Origin of the sequence: Ancylomarina euxina, assembly GCF_003863355.1 — a bacterium.
Lineage (GTDB): Bacteria > Bacteroidota > Bacteroidia > Bacteroidales > Marinifilaceae > Ancylomarina > Ancylomarina euxinus.
In genome coordinates this window covers 46,939-66,165 of sequence record NZ_QQWG01000005.1, presented here as the reverse complement: position 1 = coordinate 66,165, position 19,227 = coordinate 46,939, and the positions used below count along the sequence as shown (strand labels likewise).

Annotated in this window: 15 protein-coding genes and 1 riboswitch; of the genes, 5 read left to right on the top strand and 10 right to left on the bottom strand. The window is 36.5% G+C overall.

Annotated features, from left to right (window positions below; translation table 11 throughout):
* Positions 1-15: 15 nt before the first annotated feature.
* Positions 16-945: an ATP-binding cassette domain-containing protein gene (locus DWB61_RS06785; protein WP_125030148.1), complete on the bottom strand. Its 930-nt coding sequence runs from the start codon at positions 943-945 to the stop codon at positions 16-18.
* A gap of 222 nt (positions 946-1,167) precedes the next feature.
* Here DWB61_RS06785 and hxpB point away from each other — a divergent pair, with 222 nt between their 5' ends.
* The gene (gene hxpB, locus DWB61_RS06780) at positions 1,168-1,818 is read left to right on the top strand and encodes a hexitol phosphatase HxpB (protein ID WP_125030147.1); all 651 of its coding nucleotides are present in this window, start codon (positions 1,168-1,170) and stop codon (positions 1,816-1,818) included.
* Between the two features lie 85 nt (positions 1,819-1,903).
* Here hxpB and ribH read toward each other — a convergent pair whose 3' ends face one another.
* From ribH to ribD, 4 genes are all read right to left on the bottom strand, one after another.
* Entirely contained in the window at positions 1,904-2,365 is a 462-nt protein-coding gene (gene ribH / locus DWB61_RS06775; RefSeq protein WP_125030146.1) for a 6,7-dimethyl-8-ribityllumazine synthase, read from the bottom strand.
* Between the two features lie 71 nt (positions 2,366-2,436).
* Complete coding sequence (locus DWB61_RS06770; protein WP_125030145.1) at positions 2,437-3,660, bottom strand: bifunctional 3,4-dihydroxy-2-butanone-4-phosphate synthase/GTP cyclohydrolase II; 1,224 nt, start codon at positions 3,658-3,660, stop codon at positions 2,437-2,439.
* Positions 3,661-3,737: 77 nt separating this feature from the next.
* Complete coding sequence (locus DWB61_RS06765; protein WP_125030144.1) at positions 3,738-4,388, bottom strand: riboflavin synthase; 651 nt, start codon at positions 4,386-4,388, stop codon at positions 3,738-3,740.
* A gap of 103 nt (positions 4,389-4,491) precedes the next feature.
* A complete protein-coding gene (gene ribD / locus DWB61_RS06760; protein WP_197091182.1) occupies positions 4,492-5,601 on the bottom strand; it encodes a bifunctional diaminohydroxyphosphoribosylaminopyrimidine deaminase/5-amino-6-(5-phosphoribosylamino)uracil reductase RibD in 1,110 nt (369 codons plus the stop codon).
* Between the two features lie 120 nt (positions 5,602-5,721).
* Positions 5,722-5,836: riboswitch (FMN riboswitch) on the bottom strand.
* Between the two features lie 223 nt (positions 5,837-6,059).
* Between ribD and DWB61_RS06755 the strand changes: the two genes are divergently transcribed.
* The 4 genes from DWB61_RS06755 (at position 6,060) to DWB61_RS06740 (ending at position 9,954) form a co-directional block, all read left to right on the top strand.
* Positions 6,060-6,791, top strand: coding sequence for a polyprenol monophosphomannose synthase (locus DWB61_RS06755; RefSeq protein WP_125030143.1), 732 nt, complete (start codon positions 6,060-6,062; stop codon positions 6,789-6,791).
* Between the two features lie 181 nt (positions 6,792-6,972).
* A complete protein-coding gene (locus DWB61_RS06750) occupies positions 6,973-8,313 on the top strand; it encodes a dihydroorotase (protein ID WP_125030142.1) in 1,341 nt (446 codons plus the stop codon).
* A gap of 91 nt (positions 8,314-8,404) precedes the next feature.
* On the top strand, positions 8,405-8,899 hold the full coding sequence (locus DWB61_RS06745; protein WP_125030141.1) for a hypothetical protein: 495 nt from the start codon (positions 8,405-8,407) through the stop codon (positions 8,897-8,899).
* A 101-nt stretch (positions 8,900-9,000) separates the two neighbouring features.
* Positions 9,001-9,954, top strand: a complete 954-nt coding sequence (locus DWB61_RS06740; protein WP_125030140.1) for a 2-hydroxyacid dehydrogenase — start codon at positions 9,001-9,003, stop codon at positions 9,952-9,954.
* A gap of 246 nt (positions 9,955-10,200) precedes the next feature.
* Here DWB61_RS06740 and DWB61_RS06735 read toward each other — a convergent pair whose 3' ends face one another.
* From DWB61_RS06735 to DWB61_RS06715, 5 genes are all read right to left on the bottom strand, one after another.
* Positions 10,201-10,956 carry a hypothetical protein gene (locus tag DWB61_RS06735; protein ID WP_125030139.1) on the bottom strand — a complete coding sequence of 252 codons (756 nt, stop codon included), beginning with the start codon at positions 10,954-10,956 and terminating at the stop codon, positions 10,201-10,203.
* A 956-nt stretch (positions 10,957-11,912) separates the two neighbouring features.
* Positions 11,913-12,872, bottom strand: a complete 960-nt coding sequence (locus tag DWB61_RS06730) for a methylenetetrahydrofolate reductase (RefSeq protein WP_125030138.1) — start codon at positions 12,870-12,872, stop codon at positions 11,913-11,915.
* 81 nt (positions 12,873-12,953) lie between these two features.
* On the bottom strand, positions 12,954-16,607 hold the full coding sequence (metH, locus tag DWB61_RS06725) for a methionine synthase (protein WP_125030137.1): 3,654 nt from the start codon (positions 16,605-16,607) through the stop codon (positions 12,954-12,956).
* Position 16,608: 1 nt separating this feature from the next.
* Positions 16,609-17,916 carry an aspartate kinase gene (locus tag DWB61_RS06720; RefSeq protein WP_125030136.1) on the bottom strand — a complete coding sequence of 436 codons (1,308 nt, stop codon included), beginning with the start codon at positions 17,914-17,916 and terminating at the stop codon, positions 16,609-16,611.
* 118 nt (positions 17,917-18,034) lie between these two features.
* Positions 18,035-19,225, bottom strand: coding sequence for a homoserine dehydrogenase (locus DWB61_RS06715; RefSeq protein WP_125030135.1), 1,191 nt, complete (start codon positions 19,223-19,225; stop codon positions 18,035-18,037).
* Positions 19,226-19,227 lie beyond the last annotated feature (2 nt).

Genomic DNA, 19,227 nt, shown 5'->3' with positions numbered 1-19,227 from the left:
TTAAAATTGAGTAGACTAATGGGTTGTTAGTTCTCTAAAAATATCTTCGAGTTTTGTTTCAATTGGTGTCATCTCAGTTATGTAGTAATTATTGGCTACACAGGTGTCAAAAATATCCTTCACCGATGATGTATTAGGGTACGATTGAACTTCCAAAAGTTGACATTCAAAATCAAGAAAATCGACCGTTTCAACCGTATCAATTTCCATAATTTTTTCAAAGATATCGTTGATATCACCCCCTGCTACACCAAGCTTTAGGATTTCATTCCCTTGAGCCTGTTTTCTTAATTCCTCTGCAGTCCCATCAACAACAACTCTTCCATTATTAATGATCAAAATCCGGTCACAAGTAGCTTCAACCTCAGCTAGTATATGAGAACTTAAAATAACGGTTTTCTCTTTTCCAATTCGCTTAATTAATTCACGAATTTCAACAATCTGATTGGGATCTAATCCAGTAGTAGGTTCATCAAGAATTAAGATATCAGGATCATGAATTAAAGCTTGAGCCAAACCAACTCTCTGCTGATAGCCCTTTGAAAGTTCCCTTATCAACTTATGCTTTTCACCTTCAAGCCCACACACCATAACCATATCAAGTAATCGTTCTTGAATCAAGTGTTTAGGTATTTCATGCACTTTGGCAATAAACTCAAGAAAATCGATAATGTTCATATCCTGATACAAAGGGTTGTTTTCAGGTAAGTAACCAATATGCTTTTTGATTATTTCAGGATGCTCTCGAATAGAATAGCCACCTATTTTAACATCACCTTCTTCTGGTAATACAAAGCAAGAAAGAACTTTCATAGTTGTTGTCTTCCCAGCTCCATTAGGCCCTAGAAAACCTAAAACTTCTCCTGCCTTTACCCTGAAAGATATGTTGTCGACCGCTTTTTGTGGTCCATAACGTTTGGTCAGATGTTCAACTACAATATCCATAAGAAGTATAAATGATTTAAACAAAAATAAAAAATTACCCTCCGCATCAACATTTAGCGCCTATGTTTTAACATAGATTAACGGTGTAATTTATTCCCCAGTTAAATAGAAATGATAGAATATGTATGAAAAGTATGCAATATAATCAAATCATAAATACATAAGCTCTTGTCATGAATTTTAGTGCTATTTTTACGAACAATTAGAATCAACACAAATAGAATGATTAAGGCTGTAATTTTTGACATGGATGGGTTATTAATTGACTCAGAACCCTTTTGGCGTATAAGTCAGAAAAATTTATTTTCGAAACGAGGCATCGATTTGAATGAACATGATTTTGAAAGTTTTATGGGAAAACGAATTGACGAAGTTGTAGCCATTATTTATTCCAGATATCCTAATCAAGCTAAAACACAAGCAGAAACTGCAGTAGAAATTGTTGATGGTGTTATTAAGCTCGTGCAGGAAAGAGGACTTGCCTTGCCAGGGGTACTAAAAACTCTAGAAACACTGCAAAAACAGAACTATAAAATTGGCCTTGCATCTTCCTCCAACCTTAGGATTATTAAGTCGGTTTTAAAGAAACTCGAGATTGAATCTTATTTCGAGGTGGTTCATTCCGCTCAGTTTGAAGAATACGGCAAACCTCATCCACAAATTTTTATCTCAACAGCTAAAATGCTAAATATATCACCGTCAGAATGTTTAGTTCTTGAAGATTCTTTCCATGGGGTGATTGCTGCTTTGGCTGCCAACATGAAATGTGTGGCAATTCCTGATGTGAAAGCCAACAATCTAAAACGATTTGTTATTGCAGATAAAGTTTTGGAGAGTATGGAAGATTTTTTAATTTCAGATCTGAATAATTAGAATCCATAATCAACTATAAACAAAAGAGCACCTGATTTCTCAAGTGCTCTCTTCTGTGATTGTGAGTCAGATAAAAATATTTTTATTAAAGCTGCTTCAATAAATTAGCCATTTCGATGGCAGATACAGCCGCTTCGAAACCTTTGTTTCCAGCTTTAGTTCCTGCACGTTCAATAGCTTGCTCAATACTATCAGTTGTTAAAACACCAAAGATTACTGGCACTTCCAGATCTAAAGAAACAGATGCCACACCTTTAGTCACCTCTCCTGAAACGTATTCGAAGTGTGGTGTAGAACCTTTGATAACTGCACCTAGACAGATAACCGCATCATATTTTCCAGACTTAGCTAATTTCTTAGCGATCAATGGAATTTCAAATGCACCTGGTACCCAAGCAACATCAATATCATCTTCAGAAGCACCATGACGTTTAATAGCATCAATAGCTCCTTCTAGAAGTTTACCTCCAATAAATTCGTTGAATCGTCCAGCAACAATACCAAACTTTAAACCTTCAGCAATTAACTTTCCTTCAATTGTATTCATTTTCTTGAGATTTGGGATTAGAGATACTAGATTGGAATGTTCCAATCTAGTATCTAAAATTCTATTGTTTTTTATTTATTTACTTGATTCCATTTTGCATCCTGATGTAAGATGTGTCCCATCTTCTCCATTTTAGTATGCATATAAAATTCATTCTTTTCGTGGCAAGTCATTTCAATTTCTTCACGACCTACAACTTCAAGATTATATCCTTTCAAACCAGCAATCTTAAGAGGATTGTTAGTCATCAATCTTAATTTCTTAACTCCAAGGTCAGACAAGATAGCTGCACCAATACCATAATCACGCAAGTCAGCTTTAAATCCTAGAGCTAAATTTGCTTCTACAGTATCTAAACCTTCATCCTGTAATTGATATGCTTTAAGCTTGTTCATAAGTCCAATACCACGGCCTTCCTGACGCATGTACAATAGAATACCGTGTCCTTCTTCTTCGATACGACGCAAAGCTTCTTGTAACTGATCGCCACAATCGCAACGCATAGAACCAAAAGCATCACCTGTTAAGCATTCTGAATGTACACGAACCAATACCTCATCTGCAGCTTTCACATCACCTTTCACAAGTGCAACATGATGCTCACCTGTAATTTTATTGACGTAACCATGAGCTCTAAACTCACCATGCTTAGTTGGCATCGCTGTTTCAGTCACTTTCTCTATCATCGACTCAGTCTGACGACGATATTCAATTAGATCAGCAATAGTGATCATTTTCAAGTTATGCTTCTTAATGTAGTCCTGCAACTGAGGCACACGTGCCATAGTACCATCCTCATTCATGATTTCGCAAATAACACCTGCAGGATACAAACCAGCCAAACGTGCTAAATCAACAGCAGCTTCAGTGTGACCCGCACGAACCAAAACACCATTTTTTCGCGCAACCAATGGAAAGATATGTCCCGGACGAGTAAAATCCTCAGGTTTTGCATTTCGATCAAAAACCAATTGAATGGTGTGAGCTCTTTCGTGTGCTGAAATACCAGTCGTACAATCGGCAGCATCAATACTTACGGTAAAAGCAGTTTGCTTAGCGTCCGTATTCTTCTGAACCATCATATCAATATTCAACTCATCTAAACGTTCCTGAATAATAGGCATACAAATTAAGCCTCCAGCCTGACGGGCCATAAAGTTAATTGCTTCTGGTGTTACCATTTCGGCAGCCATTAACAAATCACCTTCATTCTCGCGATCCTCATCATCAACCACCACAATCATTTTCCCGGCTTTGATATCTTCAATCGCTTCTTCAATGGTATTAAATTTCATCTTGTATAGAGTTATATTGCAATATTGTAATTTGATTATATCTGAAACTAGCTTAAGGCTAGATCCTTGTTTTTTATTTAAAAAAAGCCATTCTCTTTTAGGAAATCCATACTGATATTACTTTCCTTCTTTTCATCATCCTTATGAAACATGAACTTCTCAATATACTTAGCAGTCATGTCACATTCCAAATTCACTTGGCTCCCAATTTTCTTTGAAATAAGTGTTGTATCATCCTGAGTCAAAGGAATGATTGAAACCTTAAATTGATTCTCATCAACATAGGCTACAGTCAAACTAATACCATCAATGGCAATTGAGCCTTTTTCAATTACATATTTCAGAATATTTTTAGGAGCTGAAATACTGACCCAAATGGCATTATCATCCTTAGTTTGTGAAATAATTTCTCCAACACCATCAATATGTCCACTGACCATATGACCGCCCATTCTATCACCAACTCTAAGAGCTCTCTCAAGGTTTACTCGAGATCCCTCTTTTTGCTTATGAAAGCTTGAACGATTCATTGTCTCTGGCATCACATCAGCAGAAAAACTCTTTGAATCGAAATCAACAACCGTTAAACAAATGCCATTGGTTGCGATACTATCGCCCAGTTTTACGTCGTCCATGATTTTATTCGCAGCAACCATCAAACGAATTGAATTGCTGCCCTTTTTCATGGCTTTTATATATCCTATTTCCTCTACTAGTCCTGTAAACATCTTCTTTAGTGAATTTGTGAAAGAGTAAAACAATTTATGAGTGAATTTTGGGCTCAGACTTGTCCTTTAACCTTTCTCCTTTTTACTTTTAAAATTCCAGTCTTTAATAAACCACATCTCCAATAATTAAAATATCATCGGCTATATTTTCAAAACGAATATTTTGCAAATTCACAGCATCTTTCATCACCTGAATTCCCTCACCTCCTACTGGTGTTTTTGCATCTTTCCCTCCAATTATCTTTGGCGCAATATAAGCATGTACCTCATCAATTATTTGAGCCTCCAAAGCAGCATAATTAAGAGTCGCTCCTCCTTCTAAAAGAATGCCATCTATACCCTTTTCTCCCAAAACCTGCATAAGTTGGTTCAAATCGACTCTTCCATCCTTCTCTTTTATAATCAATACTTCATTTCCTAGAGCATTAATCTCATCTAACTTATTTTGCTTAGCTGCTGATGTTACCGCAACAAATGTTTTTGCGTCATTCGCTGTATTCAGTATTTTAGAATCTAAAGGAATTCGAGCCTGAGTATCGACTACAATTCGAATTGGGTTTCTTCCTTTTTTATTTCCTGCCAATCTAGTCGTTAGAATAGGATCATCAGCAATAACAGTATCAACGCCTACCATAATTCCTATCAACTCGTTTCTAAGCTCATGAACTCTCGCTCTGGATTGCTCATTGGAAACCCAACGAGAATCACCTGTTCGGCTCGCAATTTTCCCATCAAGAGTCATCGCTGTTTTCATCACGACATAAGGCTTCTTGCATTGAATAAACTTTAGAAACACACGATTCATTTGAGATAATTCTGCGCTTAAAAAGTCAGACTCAACGTCAATACCGTGCTCTTGCAATAATTTTACTCCTCGACCAGAAACAAGAGGATTCGGATCCAACATTCCAATCACCACGCGAGCAATCTTATTATCAACAATAGCTTGAGCACATGGCGGTGTTTTTCCATAATGAGAACAAGGTTCCAATGTAACGTATATGGTCGCACCTTCTACCGATTCCTTAGCAGATCGAAAGGCATTTACCTCAGCGTGTGGTCCACCATAAATTTCATGGTAACCTTCACCTATAATTCTATCATTTTTTACAATAACCGCACCTACTAAAGGATTAGGGTTAACACCACCACATCCCTTTTGAGCCAAATTATAGGCTAACTGCATGTATTTATAATCCTGATCTGTTCTCAAAATAAAATCTGCTTTAAGCAAAAAATAAAAAAGCCCCGAATAGCATAACTATTCAGGGCTTAATAATATCATCAACCAATGGGAATACCCCCAATGGAAACATCAACCAAATTGGATGCTTGTTTTCTTCTTCCATCCAGACTCTACTGTCGGTACTGGAATCACACCAGTTCAATCTTTCGATTCGCGGACTATCACCGCCGGTCGGGAATTTCACCCTGCCCTGAAGAAACAATAAATATGTTGAAACAAACTATTACGTCTTGCTTCGATGCAAATATATATCTAATTGATTAGATTTCACAATAGAATAATAAATTTGATTTTAATATTAAGAACGCTTTTTATAAATTAAGATCAATCGTTTTTTTACTTTTTAACAAAGCTTAAGTCTGCATATCATTCAGATGTACTATATTCGTGACTTAAAATATAATTCAACTCTAAATTCTTATTCAGTGACTGATCGCATTGTTATAATTCCAACCTACAACGAGAAAGAAAATATTGAAGCCATTATCAGAAAGGTTTTCACTCTTGATATTGATTTTGACATCTTAATTGTAGAAGATAATTCTCCTGATGGAACGGCTGATATCGTTAAGAATTTACAGAAAGAATTCGCACAACTTCACATTCTTGAGCGCAAAGGAAAACTTGGCTTAGGCACTGCTTATATTGATGGTTTCAGATGGTGTTTAGATCGTCATTACAACTATGTATTTGAGATGGATGCTGATTTCTCTCACAACCCTGAAGATTTGATTCGCTTGCATAATGCTTGTGCCAGCAAGGGTGGCGATATGTCTATTGGCTCCCGATACGTTTCTGGTGTAAACGTCGTAAACTGGCCAATGGGACGAGTTTTGATGTCCTATTTCGCTTCGAAATATGTGAGATATGTCACAGGCATGAAAGTTCACGATGCCACAGCTGGCTTTGTTTGCTACACCCGGAAAGTACTGGAAACCATCGAGCTTGAAAAAATCCGTTTTATCGGTTACGCTTTCCAGATTGAGATGAAATTTACAACATGGAAATACGGTTTTAATATTATTGAAGTACCTATCATTTTTACGGATAGAACCGAAGGGACTTCGAAAATGAGTGGTGGTATTTTTAATGAAGCTGTTTGGGGTGTTATTAAAATGAAACTCCGCAGCTATTTCAGAAAATACAAGAGATCTTAAAAATCTAATTTCAACTATTAACTTTTAAAGCCAAACACTTCTTCTAATAATTTATTGAAGAAGTTATTTTCACATCTGATATTTTGAGATGTCCTAAAACTCTTAAATTCGATAAATAGTGATTTTCATTCCGAAAATTCTTAATTTGCATATTATAATTTTGACACTATAAACAACCAAAATGATAAATCTACTCATAAAAAATGCCTTGATTATAAATGAAGGCAAACAATTTATAGGATCTGTATTAATTAAAGATGACCTAATTGAAGAAATTTACACAGGCTCTCCCGATAACATTCAAGAAGATTGGAAAATAATGGATGCATTTGGGAAGTTATTGATTCCTGGTGTCATCGATGATCAAGTACATTTCCGCGATCCTGGTATGCCTCAGAAGGGTGATTTATTTACCGAATCGAGAGCGGCCGTAGCTGGAGGTACGACTTCGTTTATGGATATGCCCAATGTAAAACCTCAAACTTTAACACAGGAATTGCTTGAAGAACGATACAAGCTTGGAGCGGAGAAATCGTTGGCAAACTATTCCTTTTATATGGGAGCCTCAAATACCAATTTGGAAGAAGTGATTAAAACGAATCCGAAAAATGTTTGCGGTATTAAAATATTTATGGGGTCATCAACGGGTAATATGCTGGTTGACGATATAGATACCCTATCTCAGATTTTCGAAAAAGCACCTCTTCTTATCGCAACACATTGCGAAGATTCGCCAATGATTGATGCTAATCTGGAGACTTATCGTGAGAAATATGGTGATGATATCCCAATGGATTATCATGGTGAAATTAGATCTGCTGAAGCTTGTTATAAATCATCTTCAAAAGCCATAGAGTTAGCTCAAAAGTACAATACCCGACTTCACATTCTTCACCTTTCAAGTGGAATGGAAATGGATTTGTTCGACAACAAGCTACCTGCAAAAGAAAAGCGAATTACTTCTGAAGTTTGTGTTCATCACCTTAGATTCAACGACACCGATTATGCCAGTCGAAAAGCAAGAATCCGTTGGAATCCTGCTATTAAAACTGCTGATGATCAAACTAAAATTTGGGAAGCCTTACTTGACAATCGCTTGGATGTGATTGCCACTGATCACGCACCACATACTATTGAAGAAAAAGATGGCAACTACATGCAAGCAGCTGGTGGTGGACCTCTGGTTCAACATTCCTTGGTATCAATGCTTGAGTTTGCTCACAAAGGTAAGTTGAGTATTGCTAAAGTGATTGAGAAAATGTGTCATGCTCCTGCTGATGTTTTCCAAGTTGAAAAAAGAGGTTATATCCGTAAAGGTTACTTTGCCGATTTAGTTCTTCTTTCTGAAGATGAATGGACAGTAAACAAAGAAAATATTCTTTATAAATGTGCTTGGTCCCCTTTCGAAGGAGATAGTTTCCATTACAAGGTAAATCAAACCTTTGTCAATGGTCAGCTTGTTTATAACGAAGGCCAAATTGATGAAAATATTCGTGGGAAACGACTTACTTTCAACAGATAATATCAACTTAAATATAGGCGATGATAATTCATGAGAATTATCATCGCCAAATCTTCCATCTAATTTTTGTTATACACCAATATCTTTCATTATGAATAAGGCAAACTCATTAATATTAATGGCTCTGTTTGCCTCACTCGTTCTTACATCTTGTGAGTCTTCTGGTAGCCAAAATCCTAAAAACACATCTCCAATTCAAGGTCTAAATATTGCAAATCCTATTACTTACGAGGTTCTCATAAAAAACCCTGATGTTGAAGATGAATGGCAATCGAAATGTCTGGAAAACACAGACATCAAATTAATGTCAAGAGATGTTATCAACGCAGTTATGGGTGGACGACTAAAAGCCTATGATTATTTTGACGATCATCTTCTCTCAAAATCTGAAATAAAAGCGATCCTTAAAAAGAATGGTCAAGAGAACAATATTGGTAACATCCAATTTAAAGAGGAATGGTATTGGGATAAGGATCAATTGCAACTTCAGAAAAAAGTAAAATCCTTGATGTTTGGCTACGAAATATGTGGCGAGAACAAAAAAGTTAGAGGATATAGAGCTAGTTTTGTGGTGAATTTAGATTAAAAATTAAAGGGTGTTTTATTTTGAGGATATAATGATTCATCAAAGTGAACTCCCATTAAAACATCAACAAAAAAAATAACCACAGAAGAATTTAAGCTAAAATGAGCAAAGAACGACTAAGAGTTTTATTTATAGATTCGACACACCCACGATTATTTGAAATGTTGGAAGAGGCAGGTTTCGACTGCCAATATACACCCGAATTGAATAAAGACGAAATGCTTGCAATTTTCGATCAGTTCGATGGTTTTATTATCAGAAGTAAATTCAAATTGACCAAAGCCGAGCTTGACAAAGCGACTCGCCTGAAATTTATAGGTCGTGTGGGAGCTGGCCTTGAGAATATTGATGTACCCTATGCTGAAAGTAAAGGCATTAGCTGCTTTAATGCTCCTGAAGGAAATCGTGATGCCGTAGGAGAACATGCATTGGGTATGCTTCTTTGTTTGTTCAACAATCTTTGCCGATGCAATGCTGAGGTAGGAATAGGTATGTGGCGAAGAGAAGAGAATCGTGGTCTGGAAATTAAAGGCAAAACGGTTGGAATTATTGGTTATGGGAATATGGGGAATGCTTTTGCACAACGTCTTAAAGGTTTTGGTTGCAAAGTAATTGCCTACGACAAATACAAATTCGATTACTCAGACGAATTCTGTGAAGAAAAACAGCTTCAAGTTCTCTTCGATCAATGCGACATTCTAAGTCTACATATTCCTCAGACCGAAGAAACCATGTTTATGGTGAACGATGACTTCTTAAGCAAATTCAAAAGACCATTTTTCTTAATTAACACGGCCAGAGGGAAGATTGTAAAGATATCTGACTTGGTGAAACACCTTAAATCAGGACAGGTTCGTGGTGCATGTCTCGATGTTTTGGAGTATGAAAAAACATCTTTCGAAGATTTACATGCCAACGAATTACCTGATGATTTTAAATACTTAATTGATGCTGACAATGTACTATTAAGCCCACACGTTGGTGGTTGGACTCACGAATCAAACATCAAACTATCTGAAGTCACTGCACAGAAAATTATCGATAAATTCGCTTAATATACATTCTCGCTGATCTCACGGATTTGCACAGATAAAAAAACTCGAATTTATATCCCAGTTCTATTCTCTGGGATATATAGAGTTCACTGTCCTTTTTTTTGTTTAATCATGTCAGCGGAAATCGTTTTGATCTGCGAGAAAAATATTTCATCAGCAAGAAATACAAAACTTAGAAAAAAATAAAGCACCCTTAATTAAAGGGTGCTTAAGTGCTACAACTACACACTAAATATTAATTCCGAATCAAACTTCTTCAGACACAACAACCTGATTTGACTTTTCATTAATAAGCTCTTCTGAATTCGCTATATCTGCATTAGGTTTAGACTTTCGAACCTGCTTTATAATGTGGCTAAACTTATACCCATCACATTTCTGTTTATCTGATTTCATTAAGAGTTTTCCAGTCTCTGAAAGATCTTTTAGGAAACACCAAAGAAGTGTATATTCAGTCATATTATTAACAACCAATTGTTTCTTTGCTCTAATTTTCTCTTCCTGTAACAGGTTAAGCTTATATGCTTTTTGAGTCATGTCAATGAGCTCAGTACCTAAAGCCTCGGTATATCCTCTCTCTTTCAAAGCATCTAGATTATTCGTAATATTTTGCTCCACAACCTTGACTTTGGTGCAAACCCCTTCAATATTCCTTTTACGAATTTCTTTCTTAGCCTGTGCCACACCAAAATCTGTAGCTTTAACTGTAAGAGCAGCATTAGCTCTTTTAGCATAAGCTGCTATCAAGTCCAGAATGGGAATAATCTCATCTACACACTGGTATAAATCTGACGTCTTTCTCTTTATCTCTGCCCTCAATGTTGGCGCTTGGGTCATGTTTAAAACCTTTCGAATCTGGTTCACAACTATCTCCAAAAATTCACCCTTATACTCAGGAGAAAACTTCTCAAAAGCACCCCGGTCACGCTCAAACATTTGCAAGAGTAACTCTCCCACTACAGGAAGCTCTTCTTGTCTAAATTTATAAAATGAAACACCCATTTAAAATAATTGATTTGAATTATACTACTTTAAATAAAATCAATAATACCTGATAACCAACTACTCCCGTCAAACATCATCGTTTCCAAGATATTAAGATACGCTTAAAATCGAATTTTGTATTCACAAACAAGCCAAACACAAACTCCGACAATAGATTTAAATACTCCGATAAGCCTTAATTGGTATCAGATATACACTTTTGATGGTCGGACCTATAACTAAACTAGTCCGACTAATATTTAATTTCATATGGCCAAGACTTAATGGCCTCCGATGATAACTAAACAAGGTCCATCACTCAATCTTCGCCATCCGACCTAACTCTTTTATCCTCCACAAATCAGCTTGATAACTACATTTATCAAATACTATCTTCTCCTCTTGAAAAACAGTCTTACGACAAACATGTTTTCATCTCCGACAAGCAAAATAAAAATTCAGATTAAGACCTTATAATCTCCGCAAACTGATTTCTCAACAAGAATAACTAACATTTCACCTCCCTTAAAAAAGAATCAGGATAGGGTTATTCACATAAATACTTCCAAAACTCTTATTATCATAAGTAGTCGTGGAAGTACAACACAAACATAAGAAATCTATTTTAATAAGTCTAATTATTACTTTAATAAAAGCTTGGAAACACCACAATTACAAAGGATTCCAAATAGATCACAAACAAACACAATCCGAATCAACACAAAAAAAGCATACCACCAAACATCAGGATAATAGAATCCAATTACATATTTACAATAAATGATATGGCACGTGAAAAAAATGTCATATAGAAAATATATAAGGAAGAAATAAACTGTAAAAAAGAATATTTAAAAATAAGATCCATTAATATCAGAGATTGTATTCAATCAAAAAACCGTGAATTCTATTTTCACAATTGAAACAGAATTCACGGCCTTAGTCTTAAAAAAAAAATTTCTTTTATAGACAAATTAGAAGATTACCTTAGCAATATCTCTAACACAATTACTTGCCATAAAAGAATAAAAATGCAGTGACGGTACCCCGTGTTTTATAAGCTCCTTACTCTGATGAATACCCCATTCGGTACCAAGCGCTTTAACCTGTTCATTCGTTTTGCACTTTCTAACTTCGGCAGCTAATACTTCAGGAATATCAACTTTGAAAACCTGAGGTAATAAATTTAATTGACTAAGAGCAGAAATTGGCTTTATTCCAGGAATCAATGGTACGGTTATACCTGCCGCACGAATCTTTTTTTCAAACTCAAAGAACTTTTGATTATCAAAGAACATCTGCGTTACAATATAATCAGCTCCTGCGTCTACCTTTTTCTTTAGAAAATAAATATCTGAATCGAGATTAGGAGCCTCTTCATGCTTTTCTGGATAACCTGCCACTCCATATGAAAATGGAGTATCGAAAGCCTCAGTATGTGTTCCATCCAGGTATTCTCCTCTATTAATCTGATTAACTTGTTCGATAAGATCGATAGCATAATGATGTCCCGATTCCTTAGCCGCAAACTCATGACGTTTTGATGAGTCCCCTTTTAAAAGAAGAAGATCCTGAATATCCAGAAAATTTAAGTCAATTAGAGCATTCTCGGTCTCCTCTGGTGTAAAACCCTGACAGATAACATGAGGCACAACAGTAACTTTATATTTATTCTTTATCGCTGCAGCAACAGCAACCGTCCCAGGTCGTTTGTTGGTCAGTTTTTTTTGGAAAGTACCATTTGCTGATTCAGCAAAAATCACTTCGTCGCAATGTGATGTAATGTTAATATACTTCGGGTCGAATTCCTTAAGCTTATCTATGGTATCGAATACCTTATAAATACTATTCCCTTTGCGTGGAGGCAGCAGCTCGAAAGAAAAATGTGTGGTTCTATTTTCTATAGCTTGGTTGATATGGTCTATTACTTTCATTTCTTTTGTCAAAATATCAAGATGGTAGTTTTAGTTTGCGGTTCTACCATCTTGATGGGTTAATAGTTAATGTTCAAAATTTTATAATGATCTCAGATATTGTTGAGCTTGCTCTTCAGCCATATGACGTCTATTTGCATAATCTTTAATCTGGTCATCTTGAATTTTACCTATACTGAAATAAAGTGCATCGGGATGCGCAAAGTACAGACCACTTACCGTTGCGGTTGGATACATGGCAAAATTCTCAGTAAGAATTGCACCAATATTTTCCTCCACATTCAAGAAGTCCCAAAGCACTTGTTTTTCGGAATGTTCTGGTAAGGAAGGATAACCAAAAGCAGGTCGAATCCCCTGATACTTTTCTCGTAGTTTTTCTTCAATAGTTAGATCTTCATTGGGAGCATACCCCCAATCTTGCCTTCTGACTCTGTCGTGAAGCAATTCCGTATAAGCCTCAGCTAACCTGTCTGCAAGTATCTTAATCATGATACTCTTGTAATCATCCAAATCCGCAGCATATTTTGCCAAACTTTCTTCGATTCCCAATCCTGCAGTGGCAACAAATGCACCTACATAATCAATCCGATTCGATTCAACCGGAGCAACAAAGTCTGATAAACAAAGGTTACTCAATTCTTTAGGGAACTTTTCTTGCTGACGCAGATTGGTAAAGCGAGTCAGTTCCGCACTTCTCTTCTCATCGGAATAGATAATAATATCATCGCCAAGAGCATTGGCTGGGAACATACCGAAAACGGCAGCTGCTTCAATTAGATTCTTTTCTTCAATCTCATCCAACATCAAATTGGCATCGTCGAATAACTTTTTAGCCTCATCCTTATATTGAGGATCCTCCAGGATTTCAGGATACATGCACTTAAGCTCCCAAGCCACAAAAAAGAAAGTCCAATCGATATACTGACGTATTTCGCTTACTGGAAAATTGCGTTCGACCTGCAAGCCAAGTTTATTCGCCCTATAAATTGGAGACGTCTTCCAATCAATTTTCTCCTTATTAGCACGAGCTTGTTCTATCGTAAAGTATTCTGCCGATTTTTCTTTGGCATAAGCCTCACGAATATCTTCGTACTTATTGTGAATTTCTTTCAGATAAGCTTCTCGTTTATCTTTATTGCATAAGCTTTTGAATACGCCAACCGATTTTGAAGCATCGCTAACATATACCACGCCACCCGAATAGTTTTGTTCAATTTTAACAGCCGTATGCAACTCCGATGTAGTTGCACCTCCCACAACCAAAGGAATATTTAGGCCCAAACGTTCCATCTCTTTGGCTACAAAAACCATCTCTTCAAGGGAAGGTGTTATCAAACCACTTAAACCAATGGCATCGACATTTTCTGAAACAGCCACTTCTAATATTTTAGAACAGGTCACCATAACACCAAGGTCAATGACCTCGAAATTGTTGCAACCCAATACAACGCCTACAATATTTTTACCAATATCGTGAACATCACCTTTAACGGTAGCCATCAGAATTTTACCTGTATGACTAGCGGCTAATCCTTTTTTCTCCTCCTCGATAAAAGGTTGAAGGTAAGCCACTGCTTTTTTCATCACTCTGGCAGATTTAACCACTTGCGGCAAAAACATTTTTCCTTCTCCAAAGAGATCACCAACAATATTCATCCCGTCCATCAAAGGACCTTCAATCACTTCGAGAGCTCTCGGATAATTCTGACGAGCTTCTTCTGCATCGGCATCGATATAATCGGTAATTCCTTTTACCAATGAATAAGACAAACGCTCCTTGCAAGATTTCTCTCTCCAAGCATCAATCCTCACCTGGGTTTTGCTTTCCAACTTTACACTTTCGGCAAATTCTATCAACTGCTCAGTTGCTTCGGGATGACGATTGAGAACAACATCTTCGACTCGCTTTAATAGTTCAGGTTCAATCTCATCGTAAATCTGCAACATGCCTGGATTTACAATACCCATATCGAGACCTTCCTTTATGGCATAATAAAGAAAGACAGAATGCATGGCTTCTCGAACCATATTATTTCCTCGGAACGAGAACGATAGGTTACTAATACCACCACTTATTTTCGCATATGGCAAGTTGGCCTTAATCCATGTCACGGTTTTAATAAAGTCGACCGCATAATTATTATGCTCCTCGATTCCTGTTGCAATTGCCAACACATTGGGATCAAAAATGATATCTTCAGGAGGGAAATTGACAACTTCTGTTAATATTTTATAAGCTCTTCCGCAAATTTCAATGCGTCTTTCATAAGTATCAGCCTGTCCTCTTTCGTCGAATGCCATAATAACAGCCGCAGCACCATATTGCTTTATTTTACAAGCCTGTTTGATAAATTCAGCTTCACCCTCTTTCATCGAAATGGAGTTAACCACGCATTTACCTTGTACACATTTTAATCCCGTTTCAAGAACTGACCATTTTGATGAGTCAATCATGATAGGCACACGAGAAATTTCCGGTTCTGACACAAGAAGCTTCAAGAAAATTTCCATTTCGGCCTCAGCATCCAACATGGCATCATCCATGCTCACATCAATAATCTGAGCTCCATTCTCAACCTGATGACGAGCAATAGAGAGGGCTTCCTCATATTTCTTTTCACCAATTAAACGAGCAAATTTTCTTGATCCCGACACATTGGTTCTTTCACCAATGTTCACAAAATTGGACAGTGAATTGATTCTTAACAATTCAAGTCCACTCAAACGGGTTTCTGGTTCTATAACAGGTAACTGACGAGGCTTTTCATTCTTTACTGCTACAGCCAATGCGCGAATATGCTCGGGGCGCGTACCACAACATCCTCCAACGATATTAATCTTCTCACCCTTCAAGAGGACATGAAGATCAGAAGTCATTGTTTCTGCCGTTTCGTCGTACTCGCCTAATTCATTGGGTAAACCTGCATTCGGATACACACTCACATATACTGGAATCAATTTATCCAATTGTTCAATATAAGGCACCAGATCCTTTGCTCCAAAAGCACAATTCAAACCTAAACTTAATAGTCTATCCGATTTCATTGATGTTACAAAAGCCTCGAGTGTTTGACCAGAAAGTGTTCTTCCACTATTATCCGTAATGGTACCCGAAAGCATTATAGGTATATCAAGATCTCTTTCGGTTAGGATTTCATCTGCAGCAAAAACAGCAGCCTTCGCATTCAGCGTATCGAATATGGTTTCAATCAATAAAACATCAACACCACCATCAATCAACCCATTAATTTGCTCTGCATAAATCTGAACCAAATCATCAAAATTCACATCGCGATAACCCGGATCTTCGACCTTTGGCGACATAGATGCTGTTTTATTGGTAGGACCAATTGCACCTGCTATCCAACGAGGAGTCAAAGGATCTTTCTCCAGAATTTCTTTGACAACTTCTCGAGCATTCTTAGCTGCTTCAAAATTTAATTCGTAAGCCAAATCTTCCAATCCGTAATCGATAAGAGAAATCGCATTGGAATTAAATGTATTGGTTTCGACTATATGCGCTCCTGCTTTAAGAAAATCTCGATGAATCGATTTGATGATTTCTGGCTTCGTCAGTGTCAGCAAATCGTTATGCCCTTTCTGATCAAAGCTAGAATTGGCAAAACGCACTCCTCTAAAATCTGATTCAGATAATTCAAAAGCTTGAACCATGGTTCCCATAGCACCATCTAAAACCAATATTTGATCCTTTAGTCTGTCCTTAATCGATGTCATCTTATTGTCTTTTTTCTTGTAAACAGCAACAGTCCTCAAGAGGGATTTCCTGAGTTCCTTGACTTAAAAATATAGCAGTGTTCTTATTTTTTTGCTCAATTAATATCTGATGATTTTCAGTAATCTCAGCAAGCGTATCAGGTGAATAATGTCTAACTGTTATCAACTCCAAACCATCTTCACGCTCTACATCGTATTTCAGTTTCAAATCATCAATAAGTCCTTCTATAAATCGAAAAGAGTGATTGACACAGAAGACAAAACTAACCGCAGTATTCTGCGTAAAGTTCAGCTTCACACCATACTTATTGATTAGAGAAAATACGAAAAATAAATCGTTCTCCCCAATGAAAGAAAAGTTGTGAGATTTAATACTGATCAAAACCTGCTGCTTCTTTACTATAAAGTTAGGCAATAATGGTTGAGGTAAATCACCCTTTGTGATTAAAGTACCTTCTTCTTTAGGCTTGATAAAAGATTTCACCCATAAAGGAATTTCTTTTGCCTGAAGAGGCTTGATTGTTTTAGGATGGATCACACTCGCACCATAATAAGAAAGTTCAATCGCCTCGTGATAAGGAATCAAATCGAGCTTAGTTGTATTGCTAAAATAATCGGGATCAGCATTTAAAACACCCAATACATCTTTCCAAATAATCATCTTTTCAGCATCTAACAAATAAGCTAAAATGGCTGCCGTATAATCAGAGCCTTCACGTCCCAGAGAGCAAGCATTCCCTTTAGAATCAGAAGCAATAAAGCCTTGTGTGATGAACAGATGATTGGCATCTGGTTTAAATATATTCTTCGCCTTTTCCTCAGAGCTATCCCAAATAATGTTAGCATCGCGATATTTATCATCTGCATCCAAACAAGTCCTGATATCAACCCACATATTTTTTTGCCCGATATGGTTGAAATACGCAGACACAATGGTAGTTGACAAAAGTTCACCATAAGCAATCATCTGATCGTATTCATAATTAAAGGATTGACTAAAAGGCTTAACAACTCGAGCTTCCATTTCAGAAAACAGATTCTGAATCTTAGTCAGTAAATTCTTTGGGAATTTATCAAAAAGATCAAGAATCAGAGTCAGATGTTTCTGCTTTAGATCCTCCAATAACAGCTTCACATTTGCCTTCTCCGAATAATGTGCATCAATAATTTCTTCCAACAAATTGGTACTATTATCAATTGCAGAAACCACAACAGTGAGCGGTTCATTAACCTCTCCTATTATTTTACTGATATTTTTTATGGCCTCTGCATCTTTTACCGATACCCCACCAAACTTATATATGATCATGTTAATGTGATAATGTGTGAATATGTAAATGAGTAGAAAAGTAAATGTGCCATCTGAACTTATCAGATGAATTCACATCATAGCTAATTATTCATCTGATAATTATTAACAAAAAAAACTATTCGTCACCCAAATAAGCCAAGAAGATATCCTTATCAATCAATTGATTTTTAATCTTTATCAAATCTGATAGATTAATATTACCAATCACATAATTGAAATCTTTACCTGTTAAAGCCTCAGTAACCTCAGTGAAATTGAACAGAGCTAAATCTTCTTTTTTAGAGTATCTGAGATAAATTTGAACTGGCATATCATTGGTATATTCCAATCCGCCATAATATTTCAACTTCTTGTACTCGTACTTATAGTTATAAGCTAAAGCGGTAATATCTGAAAGAACTGCCGATCCTGTCGGATGCGAACCTGCTCCTTTTCCATACATAAACTGATTGTCGTAGAAATTACCTTGAATTAAAACACCGTTATAGTGATCTTCTACGGTATAAGCGTGCTCTTTTGGTTTCACAAACTTAGGTGCAACCAATAAATTCACATGATTTCCATTCACCTTAGTCACTTTACCAAGCAAGCGAATTTTGTATCCTTTTTGAGAAGCCAATTGAATATCCTTATCCGATAGTCTTGAGATTCCAATATTAAAGACCTGATCAGGGTGAACAAAAAGTCCAAATCCATGAACGGTGAGGATAATCAGCTTATAAAGCGTATCGAATCCTTCAACATCTGAAGTTGGATCACTCTCGGCAAATCCTAAATCCTGCGCTTGCTTTAAGGCAACTTGATAATCAAGATTCTCATTAAAAATCTTAGTCAAAATATAATTTGAAGAACCATTTAGAATACCACTTACCGATTGCAATAAGTCATTGTCGTAATATTCTTCCAGATTACGAATAATAGGAATACTACCACAAGCTGAGGCTTCGTACAGGAATGACACCTTGTTCTCCCATTGTAGTTGAATCAATTCTTCTATATGGTAAGCCAACATTTTTTTGTTAGCTGATACCACATGCTTCCCATTCTGAAGAGCTGTTTTAACAATACGATAGGCTTCATCAGCATCATCAATCAATTCAGCAACAACATTAATTTCAGGATCACTCAAAATATCATCTGGATTCAAAGTCAAAACCTCAGGAGATAACTCGCGTTCCTTAGACGGATCTTTCACACAAACCTTAACTATTGAGGCATCGAGCCCCTTAGAGTTTTTCAAAACATGAGCCAAACCAGAACCCACAACTCCAAAACCAAATACACCAATTTTTAATTTCTTACTCATTA

Coding starts and splice junctions, on each gene's coding strand:
- DWB61_RS06715 (WP_125030135.1), bottom strand. CDS start 19,225: ATGAGTAAGAAATTAAAAATTGGTGTATTTGGTTTTGGAGTTGTGGGT.
- DWB61_RS06730 (WP_125030138.1), bottom strand. CDS start 12,872: ATGAAAGTAATAGACCATATCAACCAAGCTATAGAAAATAGAACCACA.
- DWB61_RS06745 (WP_125030141.1), top strand. CDS start 8,405: ATGAATAAGGCAAACTCATTAATATTAATGGCTCTGTTTGCCTCACTC.
- ribH (WP_125030146.1), bottom strand. CDS start 2,365: ATGAATACAATTGAAGGAAAGTTAATTGCTGAAGGTTTAAAGTTTGGT.
- hxpB (WP_125030147.1), top strand. CDS start 1,168: ATGATTAAGGCTGTAATTTTTGACATGGATGGGTTATTAATTGACTCA.
- DWB61_RS06770 (WP_125030145.1), bottom strand. CDS start 3,660: ATGAAATTTAATACCATTGAAGAAGCGATTGAAGATATCAAAGCCGGG.
- DWB61_RS06765 (WP_125030144.1), bottom strand. CDS start 4,388: ATGTTTACAGGACTAGTAGAGGAAATAGGATATATAAAAGCCATGAAA.
- DWB61_RS06785 (WP_125030148.1), bottom strand. CDS start 945: ATGGATATTGTAGTTGAACATCTGACCAAACGTTATGGACCACAAAAA.
- DWB61_RS06720 (WP_125030136.1), bottom strand. CDS start 17,916: ATGATCATATATAAGTTTGGTGGGGTATCGGTAAAAGATGCAGAGGCC.
- DWB61_RS06735 (WP_125030139.1), bottom strand. CDS start 10,956: ATGGGTGTTTCATTTTATAAATTTAGACAAGAAGAGCTTCCTGTAGTG.
- metH (WP_125030137.1), bottom strand. CDS start 16,607: ATGACATCGATTAAGGACAGACTAAAGGATCAAATATTGGTTTTAGAT.
- DWB61_RS06750 (WP_125030142.1), top strand. CDS start 6,973: ATGATAAATCTACTCATAAAAAATGCCTTGATTATAAATGAAGGCAAA.
- DWB61_RS06740 (WP_125030140.1), top strand. CDS start 9,001: ATGAGCAAAGAACGACTAAGAGTTTTATTTATAGATTCGACACACCCA.